17 protein-coding genes are annotated in these 23,494 nt (G+C 64.7%); 10 read left to right on the forward strand and 7 right to left on the reverse strand.

Annotation, left to right across the window (positions count from 1 at the left end; translation table 11 throughout):
- Nucleotides 1–369 precede the first annotated feature (369 nt).
- The 4 genes from AC0L17_RS00905 (at nucleotide 370) to AC0L17_RS00920 (ending at nucleotide 8,524) form a co-directional block, all read left to right on the forward strand.
- Nucleotides 370–3,993 (forward strand): hypothetical protein, encoded by a 3,624-nt coding sequence (locus tag AC0L17_RS00905; protein WP_473514410.1) that lies wholly within the window; start codon nucleotides 370–372, stop codon nucleotides 3,991–3,993.
- A 167-nt stretch (nucleotides 3,994–4,160) separates the two neighbouring features.
- On the forward strand, nucleotides 4,161–6,119 hold the full coding sequence (locus AC0L17_RS00910; RefSeq protein ID WP_473514411.1) for an EB domain-containing protein: 1,959 nt from the start codon (nucleotides 4,161–4,163) through the stop codon (nucleotides 6,117–6,119).
- Between the two features lie 131 nt (nucleotides 6,120–6,250).
- Nucleotides 6,251–6,928, forward strand: coding sequence for a ribulose-phosphate 3-epimerase (gene rpe, locus AC0L17_RS00915; protein ID WP_473514412.1), 678 nt, complete (start codon nucleotides 6,251–6,253; stop codon nucleotides 6,926–6,928).
- A 216-nt stretch (nucleotides 6,929–7,144) separates the two neighbouring features.
- Entirely contained in the window at nucleotides 7,145–8,524 is a 1,380-nt protein-coding gene (locus AC0L17_RS00920) for a malonyl-CoA decarboxylase (RefSeq protein ID WP_473514413.1), read from the forward strand.
- A 38-nt stretch (nucleotides 8,525–8,562) separates the two neighbouring features.
- On the opposite strand, the gene nagA is transcribed toward AC0L17_RS00920, so the two are convergent.
- From nagA to AC0L17_RS00940, 4 genes are read right to left on the reverse strand one after another with little or no spacing between them, the layout of a single operon-like run.
- Nucleotides 8,563–9,741, reverse strand: coding sequence for an N-acetylglucosamine-6-phosphate deacetylase (gene nagA, locus AC0L17_RS00925; RefSeq protein ID WP_473514414.1), 1,179 nt, complete (start codon nucleotides 9,739–9,741; stop codon nucleotides 8,563–8,565).
- Nucleotides 9,738–10,748: an SIS domain-containing protein gene (locus AC0L17_RS00930; protein ID WP_473514599.1), complete on the reverse strand. Its 1,011-nt coding sequence runs from the start codon at nucleotides 10,746–10,748 to the stop codon at nucleotides 9,738–9,740. The genes nagA and AC0L17_RS00930 overlap by 4 nt, the downstream gene beginning before the upstream one ends.
- A gap of 32 nt (nucleotides 10,749–10,780) precedes the next feature.
- A complete protein-coding gene (locus AC0L17_RS00935; protein WP_128244746.1) occupies nucleotides 10,781–11,563 on the reverse strand; it encodes a GntR family transcriptional regulator in 783 nt (260 codons plus the stop codon).
- Complete coding sequence (locus AC0L17_RS00940) at nucleotides 11,560–12,441, reverse strand: glucosamine kinase nucleotide-binding domain-containing protein (protein WP_473514415.1); 882 nt, start codon at nucleotides 12,439–12,441, stop codon at nucleotides 11,560–11,562. The genes AC0L17_RS00935 and AC0L17_RS00940 overlap by 4 nt, the downstream gene beginning before the upstream one ends.
- A gap of 199 nt (nucleotides 12,442–12,640) precedes the next feature.
- Between AC0L17_RS00940 and AC0L17_RS00945 the strand changes: the two genes are divergently transcribed.
- The 6 genes from AC0L17_RS00945 (at nucleotide 12,641) to AC0L17_RS00970 (ending at nucleotide 19,142) form a co-directional block, all read left to right on the forward strand.
- The gene (locus tag AC0L17_RS00945; RefSeq protein WP_473514416.1) at nucleotides 12,641–13,597 is read left to right on the forward strand and encodes an N-acetylmuramic acid 6-phosphate etherase; all 957 of its coding nucleotides are present in this window, start codon (nucleotides 12,641–12,643) and stop codon (nucleotides 13,595–13,597) included.
- Nucleotides 13,598–13,599: 2 nt separating this feature from the next.
- Nucleotides 13,600–14,859 carry an ABC transporter substrate-binding protein gene (locus tag AC0L17_RS00950; RefSeq protein WP_473514417.1) on the forward strand — a complete coding sequence of 420 codons (1,260 nt, stop codon included), beginning with the start codon at nucleotides 13,600–13,602 and terminating at the stop codon, nucleotides 14,857–14,859.
- 226 nt (nucleotides 14,860–15,085) lie between these two features.
- Complete coding sequence (locus AC0L17_RS00955) at nucleotides 15,086–16,009, forward strand: carbohydrate ABC transporter permease (RefSeq protein ID WP_473514418.1); 924 nt, start codon at nucleotides 15,086–15,088, stop codon at nucleotides 16,007–16,009.
- Between the two features lie 10 nt (nucleotides 16,010–16,019).
- Nucleotides 16,020–16,859 carry a carbohydrate ABC transporter permease gene (locus tag AC0L17_RS00960; protein WP_023801468.1) on the forward strand — a complete coding sequence of 280 codons (840 nt, stop codon included), beginning with the start codon at nucleotides 16,020–16,022 and terminating at the stop codon, nucleotides 16,857–16,859.
- Nucleotides 16,856–17,917 carry a Gfo/Idh/MocA family protein gene (locus tag AC0L17_RS00965; RefSeq protein ID WP_473514419.1) on the forward strand — a complete coding sequence of 354 codons (1,062 nt, stop codon included), beginning with the start codon at nucleotides 16,856–16,858 and terminating at the stop codon, nucleotides 17,915–17,917. Before AC0L17_RS00960 ends, AC0L17_RS00965 begins: the two co-directional genes overlap by 4 nt.
- Nucleotides 17,918–18,143: 226 nt before the next feature.
- Entirely contained in the window at nucleotides 18,144–19,142 is a 999-nt protein-coding gene (locus AC0L17_RS00970) for an ABC transporter ATP-binding protein (RefSeq protein ID WP_473514420.1), read from the forward strand.
- Between the two features lie 164 nt (nucleotides 19,143–19,306).
- Here the strand turns inward: AC0L17_RS00970 and AC0L17_RS00975 are convergent, their stop codons facing one another.
- The 3 genes from AC0L17_RS00975 to AC0L17_RS00985 all read right to left on the reverse strand — a co-directional run bounded on the left by AC0L17_RS00975 (nucleotide 19,307) and on the right by AC0L17_RS00985 (nucleotide 23,493).
- Nucleotides 19,307–20,152: a fumarylacetoacetate hydrolase family protein gene (locus AC0L17_RS00975; RefSeq protein WP_473514421.1), complete on the reverse strand. Its 846-nt coding sequence runs from the start codon at nucleotides 20,150–20,152 to the stop codon at nucleotides 19,307–19,309.
- Between the two features lie 31 nt (nucleotides 20,153–20,183).
- Nucleotides 20,184–20,915, reverse strand: a complete 732-nt coding sequence (locus AC0L17_RS00980; protein ID WP_473514422.1) for an SDR family oxidoreductase — start codon at nucleotides 20,913–20,915, stop codon at nucleotides 20,184–20,186.
- Between the two features lie 205 nt (nucleotides 20,916–21,120).
- Entirely contained in the window at nucleotides 21,121–23,493 is a 2,373-nt protein-coding gene (locus tag AC0L17_RS00985) for an aldehyde dehydrogenase family protein (protein WP_473514423.1), read from the reverse strand.
- Nucleotide 23,494 lies beyond the last annotated feature (1 nt).

The following is a 23,494-nucleotide window of genomic DNA, read 5'->3' on the forward strand; positions in this document are numbered from 1 at the left end:
GGCCAGGGTTCTCCGGCCCATGAACCTTTCCGCGTCGGTTCGCGACTGACACCCAGATGCGCTGCGTGGTGCGGCCCTGGAAAGGAAAGGCCATGACTGGAAATCCAGTCTCAGCGCGACCACCGCTTTCGGGGTGGGGTCGCTATGCCAGGCGTTCCGCTGGTTCCGTTGACCATGCGTAAGAGCCGGCATATCGTGATTTCGAGGAAAGCAGACAAATTCGATCAGGGAAAACGTGCCGGAACGTCGCGCCTTGCCCTGGTTTGCGCGGAAACACCGGATGTTTCTCCCGTCGCCCGCGGGGGGAATTCCATGTCTTGCGACCACGGCGCGTTCGTACGCTCTCGTGCTGGCCGTTTGCGCCGTGCGATGCAAACAGCCAGCGGCTTTCCGGCGTTGGCGCTCGCCACCATCCTGTGGCTTGGCGGTGCCGTGCAGGCGCAGGAAACGCAGATCATCTATCCAGGCTCGATGGCGGTGACCGGATTTTCCGGTACCGTCATTCGTGATCCTGAGGAGGGCCTGCCGCCCAGCGTCGACCCGGTCGACGAGACCTTTATCGACACGACGCGCGCAACCTTGCGCGTATTTGACGTTTCAAGGCTGGGCGGGCGGGCCTCCGGCCAACTCGTCTTCACGCCGCCGCCCTTCGAAGTGACGGCCGGGCAGATCGGCCAGGTGTTCGGCATCACCTATGACGACGGGGTACGCGACGGTGCTCCCTCGGGCATTGCGAACCTCTATGCCGGCGCCACCTCGCTGCATGGCGTCCGCATCGTCACGTCAGACGAAGATGCGGACGGTCGTCCCGAGCTGCAGCGTCGCGGTGCTGCCGGCGCCACCTTCATGGACGGCCAGTTCGGCACCGAGAACGGTGGCGGACCGGGCACGATCTGGAAGATCGACGGCATCACCGGCCAGGCCAGCAAATTCGCCGACCTCGAAACCAACAGCGGCCCTGGCATCGGCGACGTCACCTTCGACACTATCCGCCGCCAGTTCTTCGCCAGCGACCTCGACACCGGTCTCATCCACCGCATCGACGCCAACGGCACGCCGGTCGACAGGTTCGACCACGGCGTTGCCGGACGCCCGGCGCACGGGCTGGCCCCGCTTGCCGACAATGGCTTGGTGATGGACATCGAGGATGCTGCCTTCGAAAGCGAGGACCCCGACAGCTGGGGTTATACGCAGGATGAGCGTCGCGTCTGGTCCGTCGCCTATCACGGCGGCCGCCTCTATTATTCCGTCGCTGAAAAAGCCGAGCTCTGGTCGGTGGGCGTTGCCCGCGACGGCAGCTTTGCTGGCGACCCGCGCTGGGAATTGACGGTCAAGGCCGACAACGGCCACGCCGTCACCGACATCGCTTTCGACATCAGCGGCTTTATGTACCTAGCCCAGCGCGGCCCGGTGGAAAACCGCTACGACTACAGCCGGTTCGCCGATACCGGCACGGGTGAGGTCTTCCGCTACGGGCGCGAAAACCCGGACGATCCGGCGACGGAATCAATCTGGGTGGAAATGCCGCAGGACTATGCGGTCGGCTTCCCGCAAGACAACCGGCAGGCGGCTGGCGGCCTCGACCTGCAACATGGCTATGACGCCGACGGCAATCTCGACGCGAGCATCTGCACCGAGACGCTGGTCAAGACCGCAGACAAGTTGCGCGACAACCCCGCGCTTGCCGAACGGCTTGCCGGCGGCGGGCCGCTCGCCGTGCACGGTGTGCAGATCACGCCGACGGCGCTGGTCAAGCCGGCCAACGTGCCGCCTTTCGGCGCGTGGTTCGTCGACTTTGACGGCTATTTCGAAGACCCCGAGGTAGAAGGCCCTGAGGCAGAAGGGCATGTCGGCGACGTCGAAGTCTGGCATCCCTGCGAAGGCCGTGCCGGCTACAATGAGCAGATACCGGGCGGCGGTTACCTGCCGCCTTTCTATCCGCCTGATTTTCCGCGGCCCGGCGGCGTGCCTCCTTGCCTCGACAACGACCGCGACTGCGCTTCGATCCCGATCTGCCGGCGTGGCGACCGGGGCCGCGACTGCCGGCCGCCGGTGGAAAAGAAGATCGATTTGATCCTGAAGAAGCGTGCCCGCACCCCGGTCTGCACGGCAGATGGTGTCTGCACCTTCGTGATCGATATCATCAACAACGGCAACGTCCGCTACGACGGGCCGCTGACGGTTACCGACACCTATCCGGGTGGCGTGCCGGCATCGTTGAGCTTCGGCCCGATCCCGCCATGGACATGCGGACCGAACGGCCCCGGCCAATTCCGTTGCGACAATGCCGGCATCGTGCTCTCGCCGGGCGCCTCGACGCCGATCTTCGTCAAGGCGGTGATGCCGGCCGGCTACCGGCCAAACACGGTCGAGAACTGCGCCGAGGTGAAAGCCATCCCCGGCGAGAACGACCTCACCAACAACAGGGCATGCGCCAGGCAACGCATCCGTCATCCCGACAGCGGCAAGCCGGCCATGCGCCTCACCAAACTGTGCAGCGGAGCGCTGGCCGGTGCTGCGGCCGTCACCTGCCGCATCACCGTCATCAGCACCGGCACCAGTGCCCCCACCGGTCCGCTGCGGGTCAACGATGCCGCCACGCTCGTGGCTGGCGGCGCGCCCGTCCAGATCCAGACCGTCACTCCCGACGGCGCGGAATGGACGTGCGGACCGGTTCCGGCCAATGCGTTGTCGTGCCAGATTCCCGGCGCCGTCATGACGCCCGGAACCAGCCGTCACTTCGACGTGGCGCTTGCAGCGAATGGCGTGTTCGAGAACTGCGCACGCGGCTCCTACGGCCCGGCGCCAGGAGACGACATCGTCCATCCGATCGGCAGGGCCTGCGCCAAGGGTGGCGGCGCCTCGACCATCCGTGTCGAGAAAACCGGCGATGCCGAGTGCCGGGTCGGCCAGCCCTGCTCGTTCGAGATCACCATCGCGAATGATGGGAAAAACGCCTTCTCCGGTCCGGTTCGCATTGGTGATGCGATCGGTGTCGAAGGCCTCGGCCGGCTGGAAGGCGTTGCGATCACCTCGATCGACCCGCCCTTCGGCTGTGCGCCGGAACCGGCGACCTTGCCGGCATCCTGCATCGCCAACCTGACGCTCGGCGCCGGGGAAAGCCACGTTCACCAAGTGACTGTGATCATTCCCGACGACGGCCGCCTGGCCAATCTGCAGGGCACCGTCAGCGGCCAGAACTGTGTCGGCGTGCTGTCGCCCGATACGCCGGTGCGAGGTGCCGGCAAAATGCTCTCCCGCGACCCGGCCAATGTGCAGGGCGATCGCGGCAAGGCCTATGCCTGCCATCCCTTCACCATCAAGAATAATGAGGGGAAGAAGGCGTGCTCGCAGGGCCTCGTCATGAACGACGCCGGCCGCTGCGTCTGCCCGCAAGGCACCACTTTCCGCAACGGCCAGTGCTCGTCGGCTGGCGGCACGGTCATCATACCGAAACCGAAGGAGCGCTGTGTGCTGCTCAAGGGCCAGATCCGCACCTCCGACGGGCGTTGCGTCTGCCCGCGCGGAACCGAGATGGATAACCGCAGGTGCGTGTCGACCGACGAGCCGCCGGCACGCCTGTGCAAGCTGCTGCCTGGCCAGATCCGCACCAAGAGCGGCGATTGCGTCTGTCCGAGACGTACGGAACTGAGGGGCAGGGCCTGCTTGCCGATCGTCAAGCAACCGACGGTTGAACTGTGCACCATCCGCGGCCAGGTTCACAACAAACGCGGCGCCTGTGTCTGCCCGCGCGGGACCGAGGTGATCAGAGGCGCATGCCGCCGGGCGCAGCTGGAGTGCGCGCCTGGTTCACGGCTGATCAACGGCCGGTGCCAGCCGATCATCAGGCGGCGCTGCCCGGTCGGGACAATCGGACAGTATCCGGACTGCCACCCTATCCGCAGGGCGCCGACGCTGCAGATCAATCCGAACCTGTTGCTGAATCCCAACATCCTGCAGCAGCCGAGGCGCAGGCCGCGGACTCTCCAGTAGGGGACCCGGCGCGCAACAGTCCGTCACCTTGGACAGCAACACCAAGACCTCGCCTGAGCAATCCGGCGGGGTTTTGGTGTTGGTCGGACCCGTTTCAGCCGCCGCGTGAACCTAATCGCTGCGGTCGGCGACAAACTCCGTGAAGCAACATTTCAGGGAGAGAGAAAATGTCTTCAGCCAAGCATGCTTTCCGCAACACGGCGGCGACCGCTGCCCTGATCGCAGCCGCGCTCGCCACCACACCGGCCTTCGCCAAGCAGGCGAACATCAAGTCAATGTCGTTCAACACCGAAAGCGCCAACACGACGATCCATGTCGGCTCCAGCGACAAGCAAAAGTGGGACACGCTTAAGAGCGGCAACGTCCAGTTCTGGGGCCACATGAAGCTCAACACACGGTGGCCAGGTTATGTGCAGGATGTCGGCGTGGCGCTCGGCGTTTGTGGACCGGGCCAGTGCGGCGCGTTTCCGCCGATCTGGAGCACGTCACCTGTCAGCCGCGACTACGATCATCAGGAAAATTTCTCCTTCGATCCCTCCATAATACCGCTGTCGTCGGACACCGGTATCGCCGTCGTGCCTTACGGCGACCAGATCATTGCCCGGTGCAATCAGCACCTCCAGCCCGATGGGCCGACAAAGTCTTACTCGTTCACGCACAGCTTCCATGCAAGCTTCTCGGCACTGACCGACACGGCGCTCGACATGGACAATGCGGTCAGCGAGGCCCAGGGCGGCAACTGGCCCCATCCGCTGTACGACTCGCACTATGCCGAGCATGGAACGTTCGACGTCCAAATTGTCTGCGACCCCGTCATCAAGCCGCCGGTTCAGGGCGTCGCCAATGATTTCGGCGAATTCGACGTGGACAACGTCAAGCTGTTCCTGACCACCTACCAGTCGAACCAGACCGGCTCGACGCCCGGTACGGTCTGCCCGTCGTTGAAGGTCACGAGCCGGGCGCAGGCCAACCAGGCCGGGCCCGTGTCGATGCGCATCTGGCGCCAGAAGAACGACGGGCCGATCACCTCCGAGGTGCAGCAGGCGTGGGCGTCACACGACGCGACCAAGAATGGCTATTTCGCCACCTATGAGAAATGGGAGGATGTCGGCGCCACCGCCTATTTCCAGTACAAGACCGAGATCGTCGGCAACGGTCCGTTCGAACCATTCGACGGCTGGAAGGACATCACCGTCTATTGCACCGGCGCGGGTGGGGGCGGCTTCACCGACGCACCTCAGGACAACCCCGAGAACCCGCCGGCGCATTCGGACTGGCAGGGCGAGGTCACTGTCTCGGACAGCGCTGGCTTCAAAAAACTCTGCCCGCGCAAGGGCCAGGTGGCGTTCGACGTCGAGCGCGAGGCGCCGGGTGCGTTTCACTACCGCATCAGCTGCTCGAACGGCGCATTCTTCACCGACACGACGGCCGCCTTCAATGATGGCGGTGTGTTCAAGGCGAGCGCCGCACACGAGTTCAGCATCGTCAGAACCCGCTCGATCCAGTGCACCCTGCAGGAGATCAAGCAGAACGGTTCGATCGCCACCGTCGACAACAGCAGCGAGGATTTTACCTGCATCAAGCGCAATTTTGATCCGAATGCCGATGGTCTGGCGGTCGATACGCCACCCAATCCCGGCAAACCGCAACTTCCGCCGGTCGTCATCGATGCCGGCCGCACATGCCTGCCGAGCCAGAGGCCGATCCGCGGCAAATGCGTCGACAAGCCGCTCGTGGCTGCCTGCCGCAGCACCGAAAAGCGTGTCAACGGCAAGTGCATCGGGGTCAGCATCCACTGCCTGCCCGGTTACCATCGGGTGGGGCTGAAATGCGTGCGCAATGCGGTGATCGCCGACAGGTGCAAGCGCAACGAACAGCACATCGACGGGAGATGCGTGCGCAAGCCCTCGATCGTTATCGACTGCAAGCGCGGCTATCATCTGGTCGGCAAGGCATGCGTCAAGAACCCGCTGATCATCACCGCCTGCCGCGTCACCGAAAAACTGGTCAGTGGACACTGCATGCCCAAGCAACCTGCGAAAAAGCCCAATCTGCAAAAAGTGAAGCAAGGCAGTGGCAAGGTCTTGCTGCCACGATTGGCCAGGCCGCCGCATCCGGTGAACTGAAATCGCGACGCTTGAACAGGGAGAGAGGTGGCCGACGCTGCCTCTCTCCTTTTGCGCAGGCACCGGATTCCTGTCGACAAGCAGCGCTGAGACGATTACGGCGAAGGCGGACTCAAGAACGGGAAGCGAACATGGCTCACAAGACCCTGATCGCGCCATCTGTGCTGGCATCGGATTTTTCGAAGCTCGGCGACGAGGTCGAGGCGGTGGTGGCGGCCGGCGCCGACTGGATCCATCTCGACGTCATGGACGGGCATTTCGTGCCCAACATCACCTTCGGCCCGCCGGTGATCAAGGCGATCCGCAACCGCACCAAAACCTTCTTCGACTGCCATCTGATGATCGCGCCGGCCGATCCCTATCTGCAGGCGTTTGCCGAAGCCGGCTGCGACGGCATGACGGTGCATGCCGAGGCCGGGCGGCATCTCGACCGTTCGCTGCAGACGATCAGGGATCTCGGCAAGCAGGCCGGCGTGTCGCTCAACCCGGCGACGCCGGAAACGGCGATCGAATATGTGCTCGACCGGCTCGATCTGATCCTGATCATGACCGTCAATCCGGGTTTTGGCGGCCAGGCCTTCATCCCGGAGGTCGTCGACAAGGTGAAGCGGGTGAAGGCGCTGATCGGCAATCGGCCGATCCGGATCGAGATCGACGGCGGCATCTCGCCGCAAACAGCACCTTTGGTCACCGCCGCCGGCGCCAGCGTGCTGGTCGCCGGTGCGGCTATCTTCAAGGGCAGCAGCGTCGAAGCCTATCGGGCGAACATCGAGGCGATCAGGACAGCGGCCGACCAGGTGGCCGGCTGACGCTGCCGGCGCGTCGTCATCGGCACGCGCTGTTCTCCCCAGAATTCGTTGGCCGACGCCGTGCGCTTGTGCTCGTGACATGCGATCCCCAGCCAAAATGGCCTTGTCCATTTTTGGCGATCTTATTGGCATATCCAAAACTACCATCCATATTGTCTGTCTCACCCTCATGCCTCTCCGGACCCTCCCGCAGGCTCCTCTTCGACGGTCGGATCGATGAACCGCAGCCCTTTCTTCGCTGACCTGCTGAACACCATCGCCGATCGCGGCCGGATGATGCTGAACCTCGTGCGCGGTGACGAGCCGGTTTCGGCCGACAGCCTGGCACGTCTGTGCGTCCGTCTGCTTTCCAGCCAGGGCGAGGCATCGGGCGTCGCCTATGCAAGAGAAATACTCGATCGCTGGCGCACCCTCGGTGCCGACGGCAGGCTGGCTTTCCTGCATGTGCTGCGCGATCGTTTCGGCACCGATCACGCCAGGCTTGCCGCCGCGGTGGATGCCTACCGGGCCGAGCCCGACGATCGTTCGGCACTTGCCCTGCACGACGCCGCCGAGCCGGCCAGGCAGGAGCTCCTGCGCCGTCTGAACCTGGCGCCCGGCGGCATCGAGACGCTGGTGCGCATGCGCCAGGATCTGCTTGCCCGGCTGCCTACATCGCCCGATCTCGCCATCGTCGATGCCGACTTCACCCACCTGCTGTCGTCGTGGTTCAACCGCGGCTTCCTGGTGCTGCGGCGGATCGACTGGTCGACGCCGGCCAACATCCTGGAAAAAATCATTCGCTACGAGGCGGTGCATGCCATCCACACCTGGGACGATCTGCGCCGCCGGATCGAGCCCGCCGACCGGCTCTGCTATGCGTTCTTTCATCCGCAGCTCGGCGACGAGCCGCTGATCTTCGTCGAGGTCGCGCTCACCCGGGCGATGCCGACGACGATCGCCGAGCTGCTCGCCGACGAGCGGCCGCCGGTGCCGCCACGGCAGGCTACGACGGCGGTGTTCTATTCCATCTCCAACTGCCAGGAGGGCTTGCGCGGCATCTCCTTCGGCAATTTTCTGATCAAGCAGGTGGTCGAGGATCTGCGCCGCGACCTTCCCGGCCTGACCGATTTCGTCACCCTGTCGCCAGTGCCGGGCTTTGCCCGCTGGCTGGCCGAGCAGGCCGAAACCATCCCCTCGGCCGCCGAAGTGTTGGACCTCGTCGCCGACGAGGGTTGGCATGCGGACGCTGCCGCTCGCGACCGCGTCGGCCCGGCGCTGCTTCCTCTTGCGGCACAGTATTTCCTCGAATCCCGCACCGCCTCCGGCAAGGTGATCGATCCGGTCGCCCGGTTCCATCTCGGCAATGGCGCGCGGCTGGAGCGCATCGACCTTTTCGGCGATCTGTCGCCCCGCGCCTTGCGTCAGGCGCATGGCCTGATGGTCAATTATCGCTACAAGCTCGACGACATCGAGAAGAACCACGAGCTGTTCGCCGCCAGGAACGATGTGGCGGCCGCGCCGGCCGTGCGCCGCCTGCTGCCGAAACCGGCGAGACCGGCCGCGTCGCGGCTCCCGGCGCCAGCCCAGGTGATTGGGGACAAGAGGGACACTTGAACAACCCGCTTCAGGCTGCGGGCCGAACGGCTGATACCTTAGGCGCCCTTTGCTACACCGACCTCGAAAACCCTCTTGCCTTCTATCCAGACGCCCTTGACGTCCAATTCGTCCGACAGCGCAACGATATCGGCGGCGGTGCCGTTGGCGAACCGCCCGAGCCGGTGTGATTGGCCGATCGCCTGCGCCGGATAGAGCGAAGCCATGCGCAGCGCCTCCGACAGGTCCAGTCCGACGACGCGGTGGACGAAGCGGACGGCGGCGATCATGTCGAGATCGGCGCCGGCCAGCGTCCCGTCGGCAAGCCGCAGGCTGCCGTCCCTGCGGTAGACGGCGCGGCCGTTCAGTGTGAACGAGGTCATGTCGGTGCCGATCGTCGCCATGGCGTCGGTGACCAGGAAAATTTTTGCCGGGCCCTGCTTGGCGCGCAGCGCGATGGCCATGGTGGCGGGATCGACATGGATGCCGTCGGCGATGATGCCGGCAAACAATGTGCCGGTATCGATGGCGGCACCCGCCAGACCCGGCTCGCGGTTGCCGATCTGGCTCATGGCGTTGAACAGATGGGTGACCATTGTTGCGCCGGCATCGGCGAACGCGCGCGCCTTGGCATAGGAGGTGTCGGAATGGCCGAGGCTGACGACGACGCCGGCCTCGACCAGCGCCGAAACCCTCGCCGGCTCCACCGATTCCGGCGCAACAGTCGTCAGCAGCACCGGCAGGGTTTTCCGCGCTGAAATCAGCATCGCCTGGTCGCCATCCAGCATCGGCCGGATCAGCGCCGGGTCATGCGCGCCCTTGCGGGCGATCGACAGATGCGGGCCTTCGAGATGCAGGCCCAAAAAGCCCGGCACCTTTTGCCGTGCGGCCTCGGCCCCGGCGGCAACCGCCGACGCGGTGATCTCAGGCGTGTCGGTGATCAGCGTCGGCAGCAGCGCCGTCGTGCCGAACGACGCGTGCGCCCGGCAGATGGTTTCGATCGAAGCAACATCGGGATGGTCGTTGAGCATGATGCCGCCGCCGCCATTGACCTGCAGGTCGACAAAGCCCGGTGCCAGCATGCCGCCGCCGGATTCGATCCGCGCGACGCCGGACGGAACGGCTCGAGCAGAAATGATGGCTTCGACGAGACCGTCTCGCACGACAAGAGCAGCGTCGTCGTGCCAGTCGTCGCCGTCAAAAATCCGGGCGCCAGTCAGGGCAAAACGGTCGCTCATATGGTTTCCGTCACCTTGCGAAGATTGGGCGGCGTGTCCGGATCGAGACCGCGATGGCGGGCAAAGGCCTCGACGAAGCCATAGAAGGACACGATCAGCGCCAGCGGGTCGGTCAACGGATGGCCGGTGGCGACATGCGGCAGGTGCTGAGCGCTTGTCGCCTTGTCGGAAGTCACGAAGACGGCCGCGCCCTTGCCCGCCAGGCTGTCGGCGGCCTCTGCGACCGACGGCTCGGAAGCATCGCGGGCGGCGAGCGCCAGCACCGGAAAATCAGGCCCGACCAGCGCCAGCGGGCCATGCATGACTTCGGCTGCACTATAGGCCTCGGCGTGCATGGCGCAGGTTTCCTTGAATTTCAGCGCCGCCTCGTTGGCGATCGCCGCGGACGGACCACGACCGAGGATGAACAGCGACTTCTGCGTCTCAAGGGCGCTGGCCAGCGCCATCCAGTCGCAGGCGATCGCCTTGCGGAAATGTTCCGGCAAACGGGCAAGTGCTGCCAGCAACTTGTCGTCACCGGTGCTATGCGCCATCAAGGCGAGGCCGGCGACGGCTGAATTGACGAAGGTCTTCGTCGCCGCGACGCTGCGCTCCGGGCCGGCCAGGATGTCGATGGCATAATCGCAGGCCCGCGCCAGCGGCGAATCGGCGGTGTTGGTGATGGCGACGGTCAGCGAACCGCCGGCTCTCGCGGCTTGCGCCATGGCGACGATGTCCGGGCTCTTGCCCGACTGCGAGATCGCCAGGCAGGCCGAGCCGGCCAGCTTGAGCCTGGCGCCATAGATCGAAGCGATCGACGGGCCGACCGACGCGACGGCAAGGCCGGCGGTCAGTTCCACCGCATACTTCATGAACGTGGCGGCATGATCGGAGGAGCCGCGCGCTACGGTGACGACGAAGTTTGGATCGCGCTCGCGAATGCCGCGCCCGGCCTCGGTCAGCACCGCTGCCGAGCCGTCGAGCAGGCGCGCGGTGGCCTCCGGGATCTCCTCGATCTCGCGCCGCATATGGGTAATCCCCATTTGGGTGTTTACTGTGCTCATGGCCGGCCCTCTTCGCCCGGCCCGCTCAGCCGGAGCTCGGCGACGAAATCATAGGCGTCGCCCCTGTAGATCGAGCGGGTGAATTCGATCACCTTGCCGCTCGCCAGATAGGAAATACGCTCGATGTGCAGGCCGGCAATGCCAGGCGGCACTTCGAGCAGGCGCGCGTCGTCGTCGCCGAGATTGGCGGCGGAGATGCGCTGCACCGCCCGCACCGGCCGATGGCCGGTCGTTTCAAGCGCCGCGTAGAGCGACGAACCGATCGCCGCCGGGTCGGGCAGCACGCTGGCAGACAGTGCCGCGCGCTCGATCGCCAGCGGCGTATCGTTGGCAATGCGCAGCCGCGCCACCCGCGCCACCAGTTCGTTCGATGACAGGCCGAGCACCATCATCTCGTCCGGCGAGGGCGCATAGAGGCCGCGGTCGAGCCATGCCGAACGCACCGCCATGCCGCGCCGCGCCATGTCCTCGGTGAAGGACGTCAGCCGCGACAGCGACTGCTCGACGCGCTCCATCCGCGGCGCGACGAAGGTGCCGGAGCCGTGGCGTTGGACGAGGATGCCGCCCTTGACCAGATCCTGCACCGCCTTGCGCACGGTGACCCGCGAAATGTCGGCCTTGCTGGCGATGTCGCGCTCGGACGGCAGCGCGTCGCCTGGCCCGATCAGGCCGCGATTGACCGCGTCCTCGATGCTCTTCCTGAGCTGCAGATAGAGCGGCGCGCCGCTTTGCGCCGACTGTTTCAGCGTGGCGAAGATCTGGTCGGCGGCCTCGCTCATCGCGCCGCCTCCGTCGCGTTCGAGAAAACGCGCACCGCCATCTGCACGGCGCCGCCCAGCGCATCGTCGAGCGGCGGCTTCAGCAGCGCCCGGTAGCGCGCCGACAGGCGCGGCGCATAGAGCGGCGCCAGCCCGCCAAGCAGGCAGAGCGGATCGTCGTCGCCGAGATCGAGCACGCCAAGTGCTGCCTCGACATCGGCGATTGCCTTGTCGAGGATCCAGTTGGCAACGATGTCGCCCTTTTCGGCATGCTCGAAAACCTTGGGCGCGAAGCCGCCGAAATCGCCGGGTTTTGCGTTGGTGGTGAACTCGACCAAATCCTCGGGATTGTCGCGGAAGACGGCGAGCATGGCCTGCGTCAGCGGCGATCCCTGGCGGATGCCGTCATAGGCGAGCAGCGTCTGCTCGAGCAGGTCGCGGCCGATGCGGGCGCCGCTGCCCTGGTCGCCGACCTGGAATCCCCAGCCGCCGATGGCGCGCGACTTGCCGTTTTTGCGCGCCATATAGGCGGTGCCGGTGCCGAGGATGGCCATGGCGCCGTCACCGGAGCCGACCGCGCCTTCCAGCGCGATCTCGGCGTCGGTCTCGACACGGTTTTGGCTGAACGGCAGGATTGCTTCGAGCTGCTGCCTGTAGGTGCCGACATTGGCGCCGGCGAGGCCGAGGATGGCCGGGGTCTGCGGGATCAGTTCGGGATCCTGCCCGGCGGCGACAAAGGCCTGCCTTGCCGCCTCGACGATGTTGGCCCTGGCGCCGGTGAGATCGGTGCGGATGTTGGCGGCACCGCTCTTGGCGCGGCCGACGACAGTCCCGTCCACCGTTGCAAGGGCCGCCCTGCAGCTGGTGCCGCCGCCATCGATGCCAAGCACGAATTTCACACGATTTCTCCTCCCGGCGGATAATACCAATAAAATACCAATAGCCAAGGATTAATTTTCGTTTCAAAAAGATTAAGGCGTATTTTATTGAAAAACCTATGCATTTTGACGAAAGGCCAGTCCGAGGCAGGGAAATCGCTAATGCGTGTGGACAAGTGGTATTTTTTTGGTATTGTTTTGGGGATTGGAGGGAAAGCGGATGGCCGAAACGCGCACCGAAGCGCTTCACCAGAATGCCGAGGGGCTGGACATCCAGGCTCCGGACGCCATCCTTTCCTTTTTGGCCAACGCGCAGATCGAGGCCGCCAAGGCGGTGCGCGGCGCCGTTCCGGCCATCGCCAAAGCCGCCGAGATCATCGCCAGCCGGCTGAACAGCGGCGGCAAGCTCGCTTACGCAGCGGCCGGCAGCTCGGGCCTGATGGCGCTGGCCGATGCGCTGGAGCTGCCGGGCACCTTCGGCATTCAGCGCGACCGTATCGCCATCCTGATCGCCGGCGGTGACGATGCCTTCAGGACACTGGCCGGCGGGCCGGAGGACGACACCGACGAAGCCTCGGCGGCGGTTGCCGATGCCGGCATCGGCGAGGGCGACTGCCTGATCGCGGTCTCGGCCAGCGGCTCGACGCCCTATGCGGTCAGGGCGATCGAGGACGCCAGGCGCCGGGGCGCGGCGACCATCGCCATCGCCAACAACAAGGATGCGCCGCTGCTTCGGCTGGCCGACATCGCCATATTGCTCGAAACACCGCCGGAGCTGATCGCCGGCTCGACGCGCATGGGCGCCGGCACCGCCCAGAAGATCGCGCTCAACATGCTGTCGACGCTGGCCGCCATCCACCTTGGCCATGTCCATGACGGCTACATGGTCAACCTCATGGCCGACAACATCAAGCTGCGCGACCGTGCCGCCCGCATCGTCGCCGCCATCAGCGGACGCGACAGGGACGATGCGGCGCGCCTGCTCGAGAACAGCGGCGGCGCCGTCAAGACCGCCATTCTGCTCGCCGCCGGCGCCGCCAGCGCCGACGCGGCGCAGAAGCTACTGGAAGGGACCGGCCAAAAACTGCGCCCGGCGCTTTCCGCGATCGAGGGGAGCATGGGGCGCAAAGCCTCTGTTCTCAAAACCGAACCTGAAAAAGGTCAACAGGGAGACTGAGCATGACAACGAAACTACTGACGGCACTGCTTCTCGGCACCAGCATTCTCGGCTCGGCCGGTATGGCCTATGCCCAGGACGTAACGCTCAACATCGAAAGCTGGCGCGGCGACGACCTTGCCATCTGGAAGGACAAGCTGATCCCGGCTTTTGAGGCCAAGAACCCGGGCATCAAGGTGGTGTTCGCGCCGTCGGCGCCGACCGAATATGACGCCGCGATGGGCGCCAAGCTCGCCGCCGGCTCGGCCGGCGACCTGATCACCTGCCGCCCGTTCGACAAGTCGCTGGAACTGTTCAAGAAGGGCAATCTTGCCGATATCTCGACGCTGCCCGGCATGGAGAATTTTTCCGACGTCGCCAAGGCCGCCTGGCAGACCGACGACGGCAAGTCGAGCTTCTGCGTGCCGATGGCTTCCGTCATCCACGGCTTCATCTACAACAAGGACGCCTTCGACCAGCTCGGCATTAAGGTGCCGACGACCAATGAGGAGTTTTATGCCGCTCTCGACAAGATCAAGGCCGACGGCACCTACATCCCGATGGCGATGGGCACCAAGGATCTCTGGGAAGCCGCGACCATGGGCTACCAGAACATCGGCCCGAACTACTGGAAGGGCGAAGAAGGCCGTCTGGCGCTGATCAAGGGTGAGCAGAAGCTGACCGATCCGCAGTGGGTTGAGCCGTTTGCCGAACTCGCCAAATGGAAGCCCTATCTCGGCGACGGTTTTGAGGCGCAGACCTATCCGGACAGCCAGAACCTGTTCACCCTCGGCCGCGCCGCCATCTACCCGGCCGGCTCGTGGGAGATCGGCCTGTTCAACACCCAGGCGCAGTTCAAGATGGGCGCGTTCCCGCCGCCGGTGCAGAAGGCCGGCGACACCTGCTACATCTCCGACCACACCGACATCGGCATGGGCCTCAATGCGGCGTCGAAGAATGCGGATGCGGCGAAAACCTTCCTGACCTGGGTAGCCTCGCCGGATTTCGCCACCATCTACGCCAACGCGCTGCCGGGCTTCTTCAGCCTGAACAACACCCCGGTGAAGATGGAAGACCCGCTGGCCCAGGAATTCGTCTCCTGGCGCGACAAGTGCAAGTCGACGATCCGCTCGACCTATCAGATCCTGTCGCGCGGCACGCCGAATCTCGAGAACGAGACGTGGGTTGAATCGGCCAACGTCATCAACGGCACCGTCACGCCGGAAGCTGCCGCCAAGAAGCTGCAGGACGGCCTCGACAGCTGGTACAAGCCGGCGAAGTAAGAGCGAGCGCTATCTCCCCCCTCGAGGGGGAGATGTCGCCGAAGGCGACAGAGGGGGTCGGTAAAGGGAGGCCGCGGCTTCGTCGTTGCCGGGAGGCGCGGTCGAAACGATGGCGCGCTGCCTTGACCGACCCCACCCGCCTCGCTTCGCGAGGCACCCTCCCCTCGAGGGGGAGGGAGGCGCCGCGCCTTTGGCGGCAAGAACCTGATCGGCGGGGACCGAACGCATGGCCGCAGCACCGAAACGACCGTTCCGCTGGCATATCGTCGTCTTCCTGGCGCCGGCAGTGCTGGTCTATACGGCGATCATGATCCTGCCGTTGGCCGGCACGCTGCAGCTTTCGCTGTTCCGCAACATCGACCAGGCCCAAATCTTCGTCGGGCTGGAAAATTTTCGCAAGCTGTTCGGCGATCCCAACTGGTCGGTCAATTTCTGGAACGCGCTGCGCAACAATGTCTGGTTCTTCATCATCCATATGATCGTGCAGAATCCGATCGGCGTGCTTTTGGCCGCACTGCTGTCCAGCCCGCGGCTGAGATTCTCCGCCTTCTACCGCACCGCGATCTTTGTGCCGACGATCCTGTCCTTCGTCATCGTCGGCTTCGCCTGGAAGCTGATCCTGTCGCCGCTGTGGGGCGTGGCGCCGAACCTGATGGATCTTGTCGGCCTCAAAAGCCTGTTCACGCCGTGGCTCGGCAAAGAACAATACGCGCTGACCACGCTCAGCCTGATCTCGGTGTGGCAGTTCGTCGGCATCCCGATGATGCTGATCTATGCCGCGCTGCTGTCGATCCCCGAGGAGGTGATCGAAGCGGCCGAATGCGACGGCATCACCGGCATGTCGCAGTTCTGGAAGATCAAGCTGCCGCTGATCCTGCCGTCGATCGGCATCATCTCGATCCTCACCTTCGTCGGCAATTTCAACGCCTTCGACCTGATCTACACCGCGCAAGGCGCGCTTGCCGGGCCGAATTACTCGACCGATATTCTCGGCACCTTCCTCTACCGCGCCTTCTTCGGGTTCCAGCTGCAGGTCGGCGATCCCAACATGGGCGCGGCGATCGCCACGATGATGTTCCTGATCATCCTTGGCGGCGTCTGCGTCTACCTGTTCCTCGTCCAGACGCGCCTGCGTCGCTATCAGTTTTAGGGAGCCAGACATGAGCACGGCGACCCACTCCCTGCCCCGCACCATCGGCGCCCATGCGGTGCTGTTGACCTACACGGTGATCGCGCTGTTTCCGGTGATCATCGTCATCATGAATTCGTTTAAATCCCGCGCCGGCATCTTCGGCGCGCCGTTGACGCCGCCGACCCCGAAAACCTTCGACCTGATCGGCTACACCACCGTCATCGGCCAGGGCGATTTCATCCACTATTTCCAGAACAGCCTTGTCGTCACCGTCGCCTCGCTGTTCTTCGTGCTGCTGTTCGGCGCGATGGCCGCCTTTGCGCTGTCGGAATACCGTTTTCGCGGCAATTCGCTGATGGGGCTTTACCTCGCCCTCGGCATCATGATCCCGATCCGCCTCGGCACCGTCGCCATCCTGCAATTGATGGTGGCGAGCGGACTGGTCAACACGCTGACGGCGCTGATCCTGGTCTATACGGCGCAAGGCCTGCCGCTCGCCGTCTTCATCCTGTCGGAGTTCATGAAGCAGGTGTCCGACGATCTGAAGAATGCCGGACGCATCGACGGCCTGTCCGAATACACCATCTTCTTCCGGCTGGTGCTGCCGTTGGTGCGGCCGTCGATGGCGACTGTCGCCGTCTTCACCATGATCCCGATCTGGAACGATCTGTGGTTTCCGCTGATCCTGGCGCCGTCGGAGGAAACCAAGACGGTGACGCTCGGCGCGCAGCTGTTCCTCGGCCAGTTCGTCACCAACTGGAACGCGATCCTGGCCGCGCTGTCGCTGGCGATCATGCCGGTGCTGATCCTCTACGTCATCTTCTCGCGGCAGCTGATCCGCGGCATCACCTCGGGAGCGGTCAAGTGAGCAAGGAAAAACCTCTTCGCGTCGTCGTTGCCGGCCTCGGCAATATGGGCCGCAGCCATGCGCTGGCCTATCACACCAACCCTGACTTCCAGATCGCCGCACTGGTCAACCGTTCGGACGTGCCGCTGCCTTCCGGGCTTTCCTTCTATGGCATCAGGCGCTCCTTCGACGAGGCGCTGCGCGACGAAAGGCCCGATGTCGCCTGCATCGCCACCTATTCCGACAGCCATGCCGACTATGCGGTGAAGGCGTTCGAGGCCGGCTGCCATGTCTTTGTCGAAAAGCCGCTGGCGACGACGGTGGCGGATGCCAAACGCGTCGTTGCCGCAGCCAAGGCCAACGGCAAAAAACTGGTGATCGGCTACATCCTGCGCCATCACCCGTCCTGGATCAGGCTGATCGCCGAGGCGCGCAAGCTCGGCGGCCCGTACGTGTTCCGCATGAACCTCAACCAGCAATCCTTCGGCCATAGCTGGCAGACGCACAAGCAATTGATGCAGACGACGTCGCCGATCGTCGATTGCGGCGTGCACTATCTCGACGTGATGCTGCAGATCACCGACGCCAGGCCGGTCGAGGTACGCGGCATGGGGCTGCGGCTGAGCGACGAGATTGCGCCAACAATGTACAATTACGGGCATCTGCAGGTGCTGTTCGACGACGGCTCGGTCGGCTGGTACGAGGCCGGCTGGGGGCCGATGATCTCGGAAACCGCCTTTTTTGTGAAGGACGTGATCTCGCCGAACGGCTGCGTGTCGATCGTCATGAAGGAGGGCGTCAGATCCGACGACATCGACACCCACACCAGGACCTCGACCATCCGCCTGCACAGCGCGGCGACCGGCGCGGACGGCAAGTTCGCCAAAGCGGATGAGATGCTGTCGATGGAAGGCGAGCCCGGCCATCAGGATCTCTGCGACCGCGAACAGGCTTTTCTGCTCAAGGCGATCCGCGAGGATATTGATCTGACCCGCCACATGGACGACGCGGTGAAGTCGCTCGCCGTCTGCCTTGCCGCCGACGAGAGCGTCCGCAGCGGGAAGGCGGTGCGATTGTGACAGGGGTCGAGTTCCACGCCACCCCCCTCTGTCCTGCCGGACATCTCCCCCGCAAGGGGGGAGATTGGATGTCACGACCGGTTTCGCCAACTTTTGACGCGGCAGAACAGGCGTCGACGCAAACGCTGCCGATCTCCCCCCTTGCGGGGGAGATGCCAAGTTTTGGCAAAGAGGGCAGGCCAGAGGGGGGTGCCTTGGCGCCCACATTCCAATCCGGAGGAACGCCGTGGGCTCGTTGAACATCGAGAATGTGAAAAAGGCGTTTGGGCCGGTCGAGGTGCTGAAGGGCATCAACCTCGAAGTGACCGATGGCGAATTCGTCGTCTTCGTCGGCCCCTCCGGCTGCGGAAAATCGACGCTGCTCAGGGTCATCGCCGGGCTGGAGGATTCGACCTCGGGGCGTGTGGTGATCGACGGCGCGGACGTCTCCGCCACCCCGCCGGCCAAGCGCGGCATCGCCATGGTGTTCCAGACCTACGCGCTCTACCCGCATCTGACGGTGAAGAACAATATGGGCCTCGGCCTCAAGCAGGCAGGCACGCCGGCGGCCGAGATCGACCGCCGCATCGGCATCGCCTCCTCTATGCTGTCGCTGGAGCCCTATCTCGCCAGGCGCCCGGCCGAGCTGTCCGGCGGCCAGCGCCAGCGCGTCGCCATCGGCCGCGCCGTGGTGCGTGAGCCCAAGCTTTTCCTGTTCGACGAGCCTTTGTCCAACCTCGATGCCGCACTGCGCGTCAACACCAGGCTGGAGATCGCGCAACTGCATCGCCGGCTGAAGGCGACGATGATCTATGTCACCCATGACCAGGTCGAGGCGATGACGCTGGCCGACAAGATCGTCGTGCTCAATGCGGGCAGGATCGAGCAGATCGGCGGACCGATGGAGCTTTACAATGCGCCGGCGAATGAGTTTGTCGCCGGCTTCATCGGCTCGCCGAAGATGAATTTCGTCGATGGCGCCAGGCTTGGCGAGACGGCCAGGACCATCGGCGTCCGCCCCGAGCATCTGACCGTCGATGCGAAATCCGGTGCCTGGAAAGGCACGGTCGTCCATGCCGAGCACCTCGGCGCCGACACCAACCTCTATCTCGACTGCGAAAAGGCCGGGCTGATCACCGTGCGCATTTTTGGCGTCTACAACGCCGAGCCGGGAGCGACGCTCTACGCGACGCCGGATCCGGCGAAGACCTATCGGTTCGGAGCGGATGGCAAGGTGCTGAAGTAGCGCCCCTTTTTCCTTCTCCCCCTGTGGGAGAAGGTGGCCGAGCGAAGCTCGGTCGGATGAGGGGTGCTCCAGCTTGGCTCCGACAGCACTCCGTCCAACACCCCTCTTCCGTCTCGGCGCTCCGCGCCGATCCACCTTCTCCCACAAGGGGAGAAGGAAGAATCCTACTCGTCCGCCTTGAACGTCTGCTTTTGCATGCCCAGCCCTTCGATGCCGAGCTCGACGACGTCGCCGGGTTTTAGGAACACCGGCGGCTTCATGCCCAGCCCGACGCCGGGCGGCGTGCCGGTCGAGATGATGTCGCCCGGATGCAGCGACATGAACTGGCTGAGATAGGAGACCAGATAGGCGACGCCATAGACCATGGTCTTGGTCGAGCCGTTCTGCATCGTCTTGCCGTTGACCTTCAGCCACATCGGGATGTTCTGCGGGTCCTGGACCTCGTCCTTGGTCACCAGCCACGGGCCGATCGGCCCGAAGGTGTCGCAGGACTTGCCCTTGGTCCACTGGCCCTGGCGCTCGGCCTGGAAGGCGCGCTCGGACACGTCGTGCGCGACGCAGTAGCCGGCGACATAATTCAGCGCCTCGGCCTCGGTGACGTATTTCGCGGTTTTGCCGATGATCACGCCAAGCTCGACTTCCCAGTCGGTCTTGACCGAGCCGCGCGGGATCAGCACGTCGTCGTCAGGCCCGACGATGGCCGAGCTTGCCTTCATGAAGATGATCGGCTCCGGCGGCACGGTGGCGCCGGTCTCGGCGGCATGGTCGGAATAGTTGAGGCCGATGCAGATGAATTTGCCGGTGCCGGCAACGCAGGCGCCGATGCGCGGATTGCCGGAAACCGCCGGCAGCGATTTCGGATCGAGCTTCGACAATGTTTCGAGCGATGCCGGGTCGAGCGCCTTGCCGGCAATGTCGGTGACATGGGCGGAGAGGTCGCGGATCGTCCCATCCGCATCGAGCAGGCCGGGGCGTTCGCTCCCCGCTTCGCCATAGCGCAGCAGTTTCATTCTTTTTCTCCTGGTTGCGGCCGGAGGCCTCTTAGATCGACCAGCCACCGTCGATATTATAAGCCTGCCCCGACGTATAGGTGGCTCCAGCCAGATAGACGGCGAGATCGGCGATTTCCTCTGGCGTGCCGAGGCGGCCCATCGGCTGGCGGGCGATGAAGGCGGCGCGCGCAGCCTCGTAGTCGCCCTGCGCATGCATGCGGTCCTCCAGCGACGGGCTTTCGACCGTGCCCGGGCAAATGGCGTTGCAGCGTATGCCCCTGCCGACATAGTCGGCGGCGACCGATTTGGTCAGGCCGATGACCGCCGCCTTGGTCAGCCCATAGACGAAGCGGTTGGGCACGCCCTTGGTCGAGCCGGCCAGCGACGCCATGTTGATGATCGAACCGTCGCCGCGCTCCAGCATGCCGGGCAGCACGGCGCGGATGGTGCGGATCATCGAGCGGACGTTGAGATCATAGGCAAAATCGAGATCGGCGTCCTTCATCTCGAGGATCGAGCCGGAGTGGACGAAGCCGGCGCAGTTGAACAGCACGTCGACGGCGCCGATCTCGGCGAAGGCGTTTTCGACCGCCTCGTCGTTCAGCACGTCGAGCTTGCGGGTCTTGATATCAGCCGTCTTGCCGAGTTCGGCGAGCAGCACCTCGTTGATGTCGGTGGCGTGGACGACAGCGCCCGCCCTGGCGAAAGCCAGCGCGCTCGCCCGGCCGATGCCTTGCGCCGCCGCCGTGACGACAACGATCTTGCCTGCCAGATCCGCCATGCTTTTTTCTCCCTCTGTCGCCGCCCGGGTGCTATTCGCCTAGGGGGCAAATGTTTTTTCTCGGTAAAGAACATCTTTTGGCCCGTCAAGCCCGGCGCCGAGGCAGCGTCTTTCTCCCCGTCACTATACGGGGAGAAATGCCCGGCCATCTATCAACTGGACACGCCAATGAGGGGCGGGGCCGACGTCGACAATCTACGCACGCTCAGTCCCCGTAGGGCACCCAGACGTTCTTGACCTCGACGGCGCGGCGCAGCAACGCATCGCCGGCGGCCTCGGCCGACGCCCAGTCGAGGCTGCGGCCGTTGCCGGTCCAGACGCGCTTGAGATTGCCGACGGAGTCGGCTTCGGCCCTGGCGCAGGTCTCGGCATCGGCGAACAGCCAGAGCCCGTCGACATCGTCGTGCCTGGCCAGCACGCCGGCGAGCTCGGCGCTGCGCCCGGTGACGATGTTGATGGCGCCGGCCGGAACGTCGGAATATTCGATGACCTGGTAGAGATCGGTGGCAAGCAGCGGATATTTTTCCGACGGCACCGCGACCACGGTGTTGCCCATGGCCAGCGCCGGCGCCACCAGCGAGATCAGGCCAAGCAGCGGCGCATTGTCGGCTGCCACGATGCCGACGACGCCGACCGGCTCGTGCAGCGCCAAGGTGACGGCGCGGGCCGGCGGCTGGTGGACACGGCCCTCGAACTTGTCGGCCAGGCCGGCATAGAGGAACAGCCGCTCGATCGATTGCTCGACCTCATCTCGCGCGGCCTTGGCGGTGGCGCCGGTAAGCTCGGTGAGACGCGCGGCAAATTCGCCCGCGCGGCCGGACAGGTTTTCGGCCAGATAATACAGCACCTGGCTGCGGTTGTAGGCGGTCGCCTCCGGCCAGGCCTTGCAGGCGCGTGCGGCCGCGACGGCGTCGCGAACATCCTTGCGGCTGCCAAGGCCGACCTCGCCGGCAAGCTTGCCCTTGGCAGTGGCTATCGCAAGCGAATAATTGCCGTCCGGCCTGACCTGCTTGCCGCCGATGAACAGCTTTGCCGTGCGGTCAATGGCGTCGCCTTCCGCCCGCTCGACAGGTTTTGTCGTAGCCGGTGCCGGCTTGACGACCGGGCCGAGCGGCAGTTTTGCAAAGAGATATTCGAGCATGCCTTCGCGCCCGCCTTCGCGGCCAAAACCGCTCTCGCGATAACCGCCGAAGCCGCAGGCGGCATCGAACATGTTGGTGCCGTTGACCCAGACGACGCCGGCCTTCAATTGCGGCGCGACGTGCAGCGCAAGGTTGACGTTCTCGCTCCACACCGAGGCGGCCAGGCCATAGCGCGTGTTGTTGGCGAGCTCGATCGCTTCCTCGGTGTTGCGGAAGGTCATGGTCGCCAGCACCGGCCCGAATACTTCCTCTTGGGCCAGGATATTGGCCGGCGAAACACCGGTGGCGAGTGTCGGCAGGTGATAATAGCCGGTTGACGGCAGCGCCACGTCCGGCTGCCAGCAGATGGCGCCCTGCTTGGCGCCTTCGGCGACCAGGCCCTTGACGCGATCGAGCTGGGTCAGGTCGACCAGCGGGCCGATATCGGTGTTCTTGTCGAGCGGGCTGCCGACGCGCAGCCGGCTCATCCGCGCCTTGACCTTGGCGATGAAGGCCTCGGCGATGCCCTCCTGCACCAGAAGCCGCGAGCCGGCACAGCAGACCTGGCCCTGGTTGAACCAGATGCCGTCGACCAGTCCCTCGACGGCGCTGTCGAGGTCGGCATCCTCGAAGACGACGAAGGCCGACTTGCCGCCAAGCTCCAGCGAGATTTTTTTGCCCGACCCGGCAGTGGCCTTGCGGATGATCTTGCCGACCTCGGACGAGCCGGTGAAGGCGATTTTTTGGACGCCGGGATGGTTGACGATTGCCGCGCCTGCCTCCGGCCCGCCCTGGACGATGTTGACGACACCCTTCGGCACGCCGGCGCGCTCACAAATCTCGGCGAACAGGATGGCGGTAAGCGGCGTGAACTCGGCCGGCTTCAGCACCACCGTGCAGCCGGCGGCCAGTGCCGGCGCGATCTTCCAGGCCAGCATCAGCAGCGGAAAGTTCCACGGGATGATCTGGCCGACGACGCCGACGCCCTTCTGATCCGGGAAATCCCTGTCCAGCGCCTGCGCCCAGCCGGCATGGTGGATGAAATGGCGGATGGCCAGCGGCACGTCGATGTCGCGGCTTTCGCGGATCGGCTTGCCGTTGTCGATCGATTCCAGCACCGCAAACAGCCGCTGGTGGCGCTGCATGGCGCGGCCGATGGCATAGAGCACCTTTGCACGGCTGTAGCCGGAGCTGGCGCTCCATTTCGGCAACGCTTTTGTCGCGGCCGAAACCGCGGCATCGATATCGGCAGCGCCGGCATCCGAGACCTTGGCCAGCAATTTTCCTGAAGACGGGTCGCTGGTATCAAAAGTCTTGCCGCCGCCGGCTGCTTTCCAGTCGCCGCCGATGAACAGCGCTTTGGAAAAATCACGCGCAGCAAGCCAGGCATCGGCCTCATTGCGGGCCTCCGGCGCCGGGCCGTAGTCCATGGCATGATAGCGTTCGAGAATGTTCATG

It is taken from the genome of Mesorhizobium sp. WSM4829 (assembly GCF_055811475.1).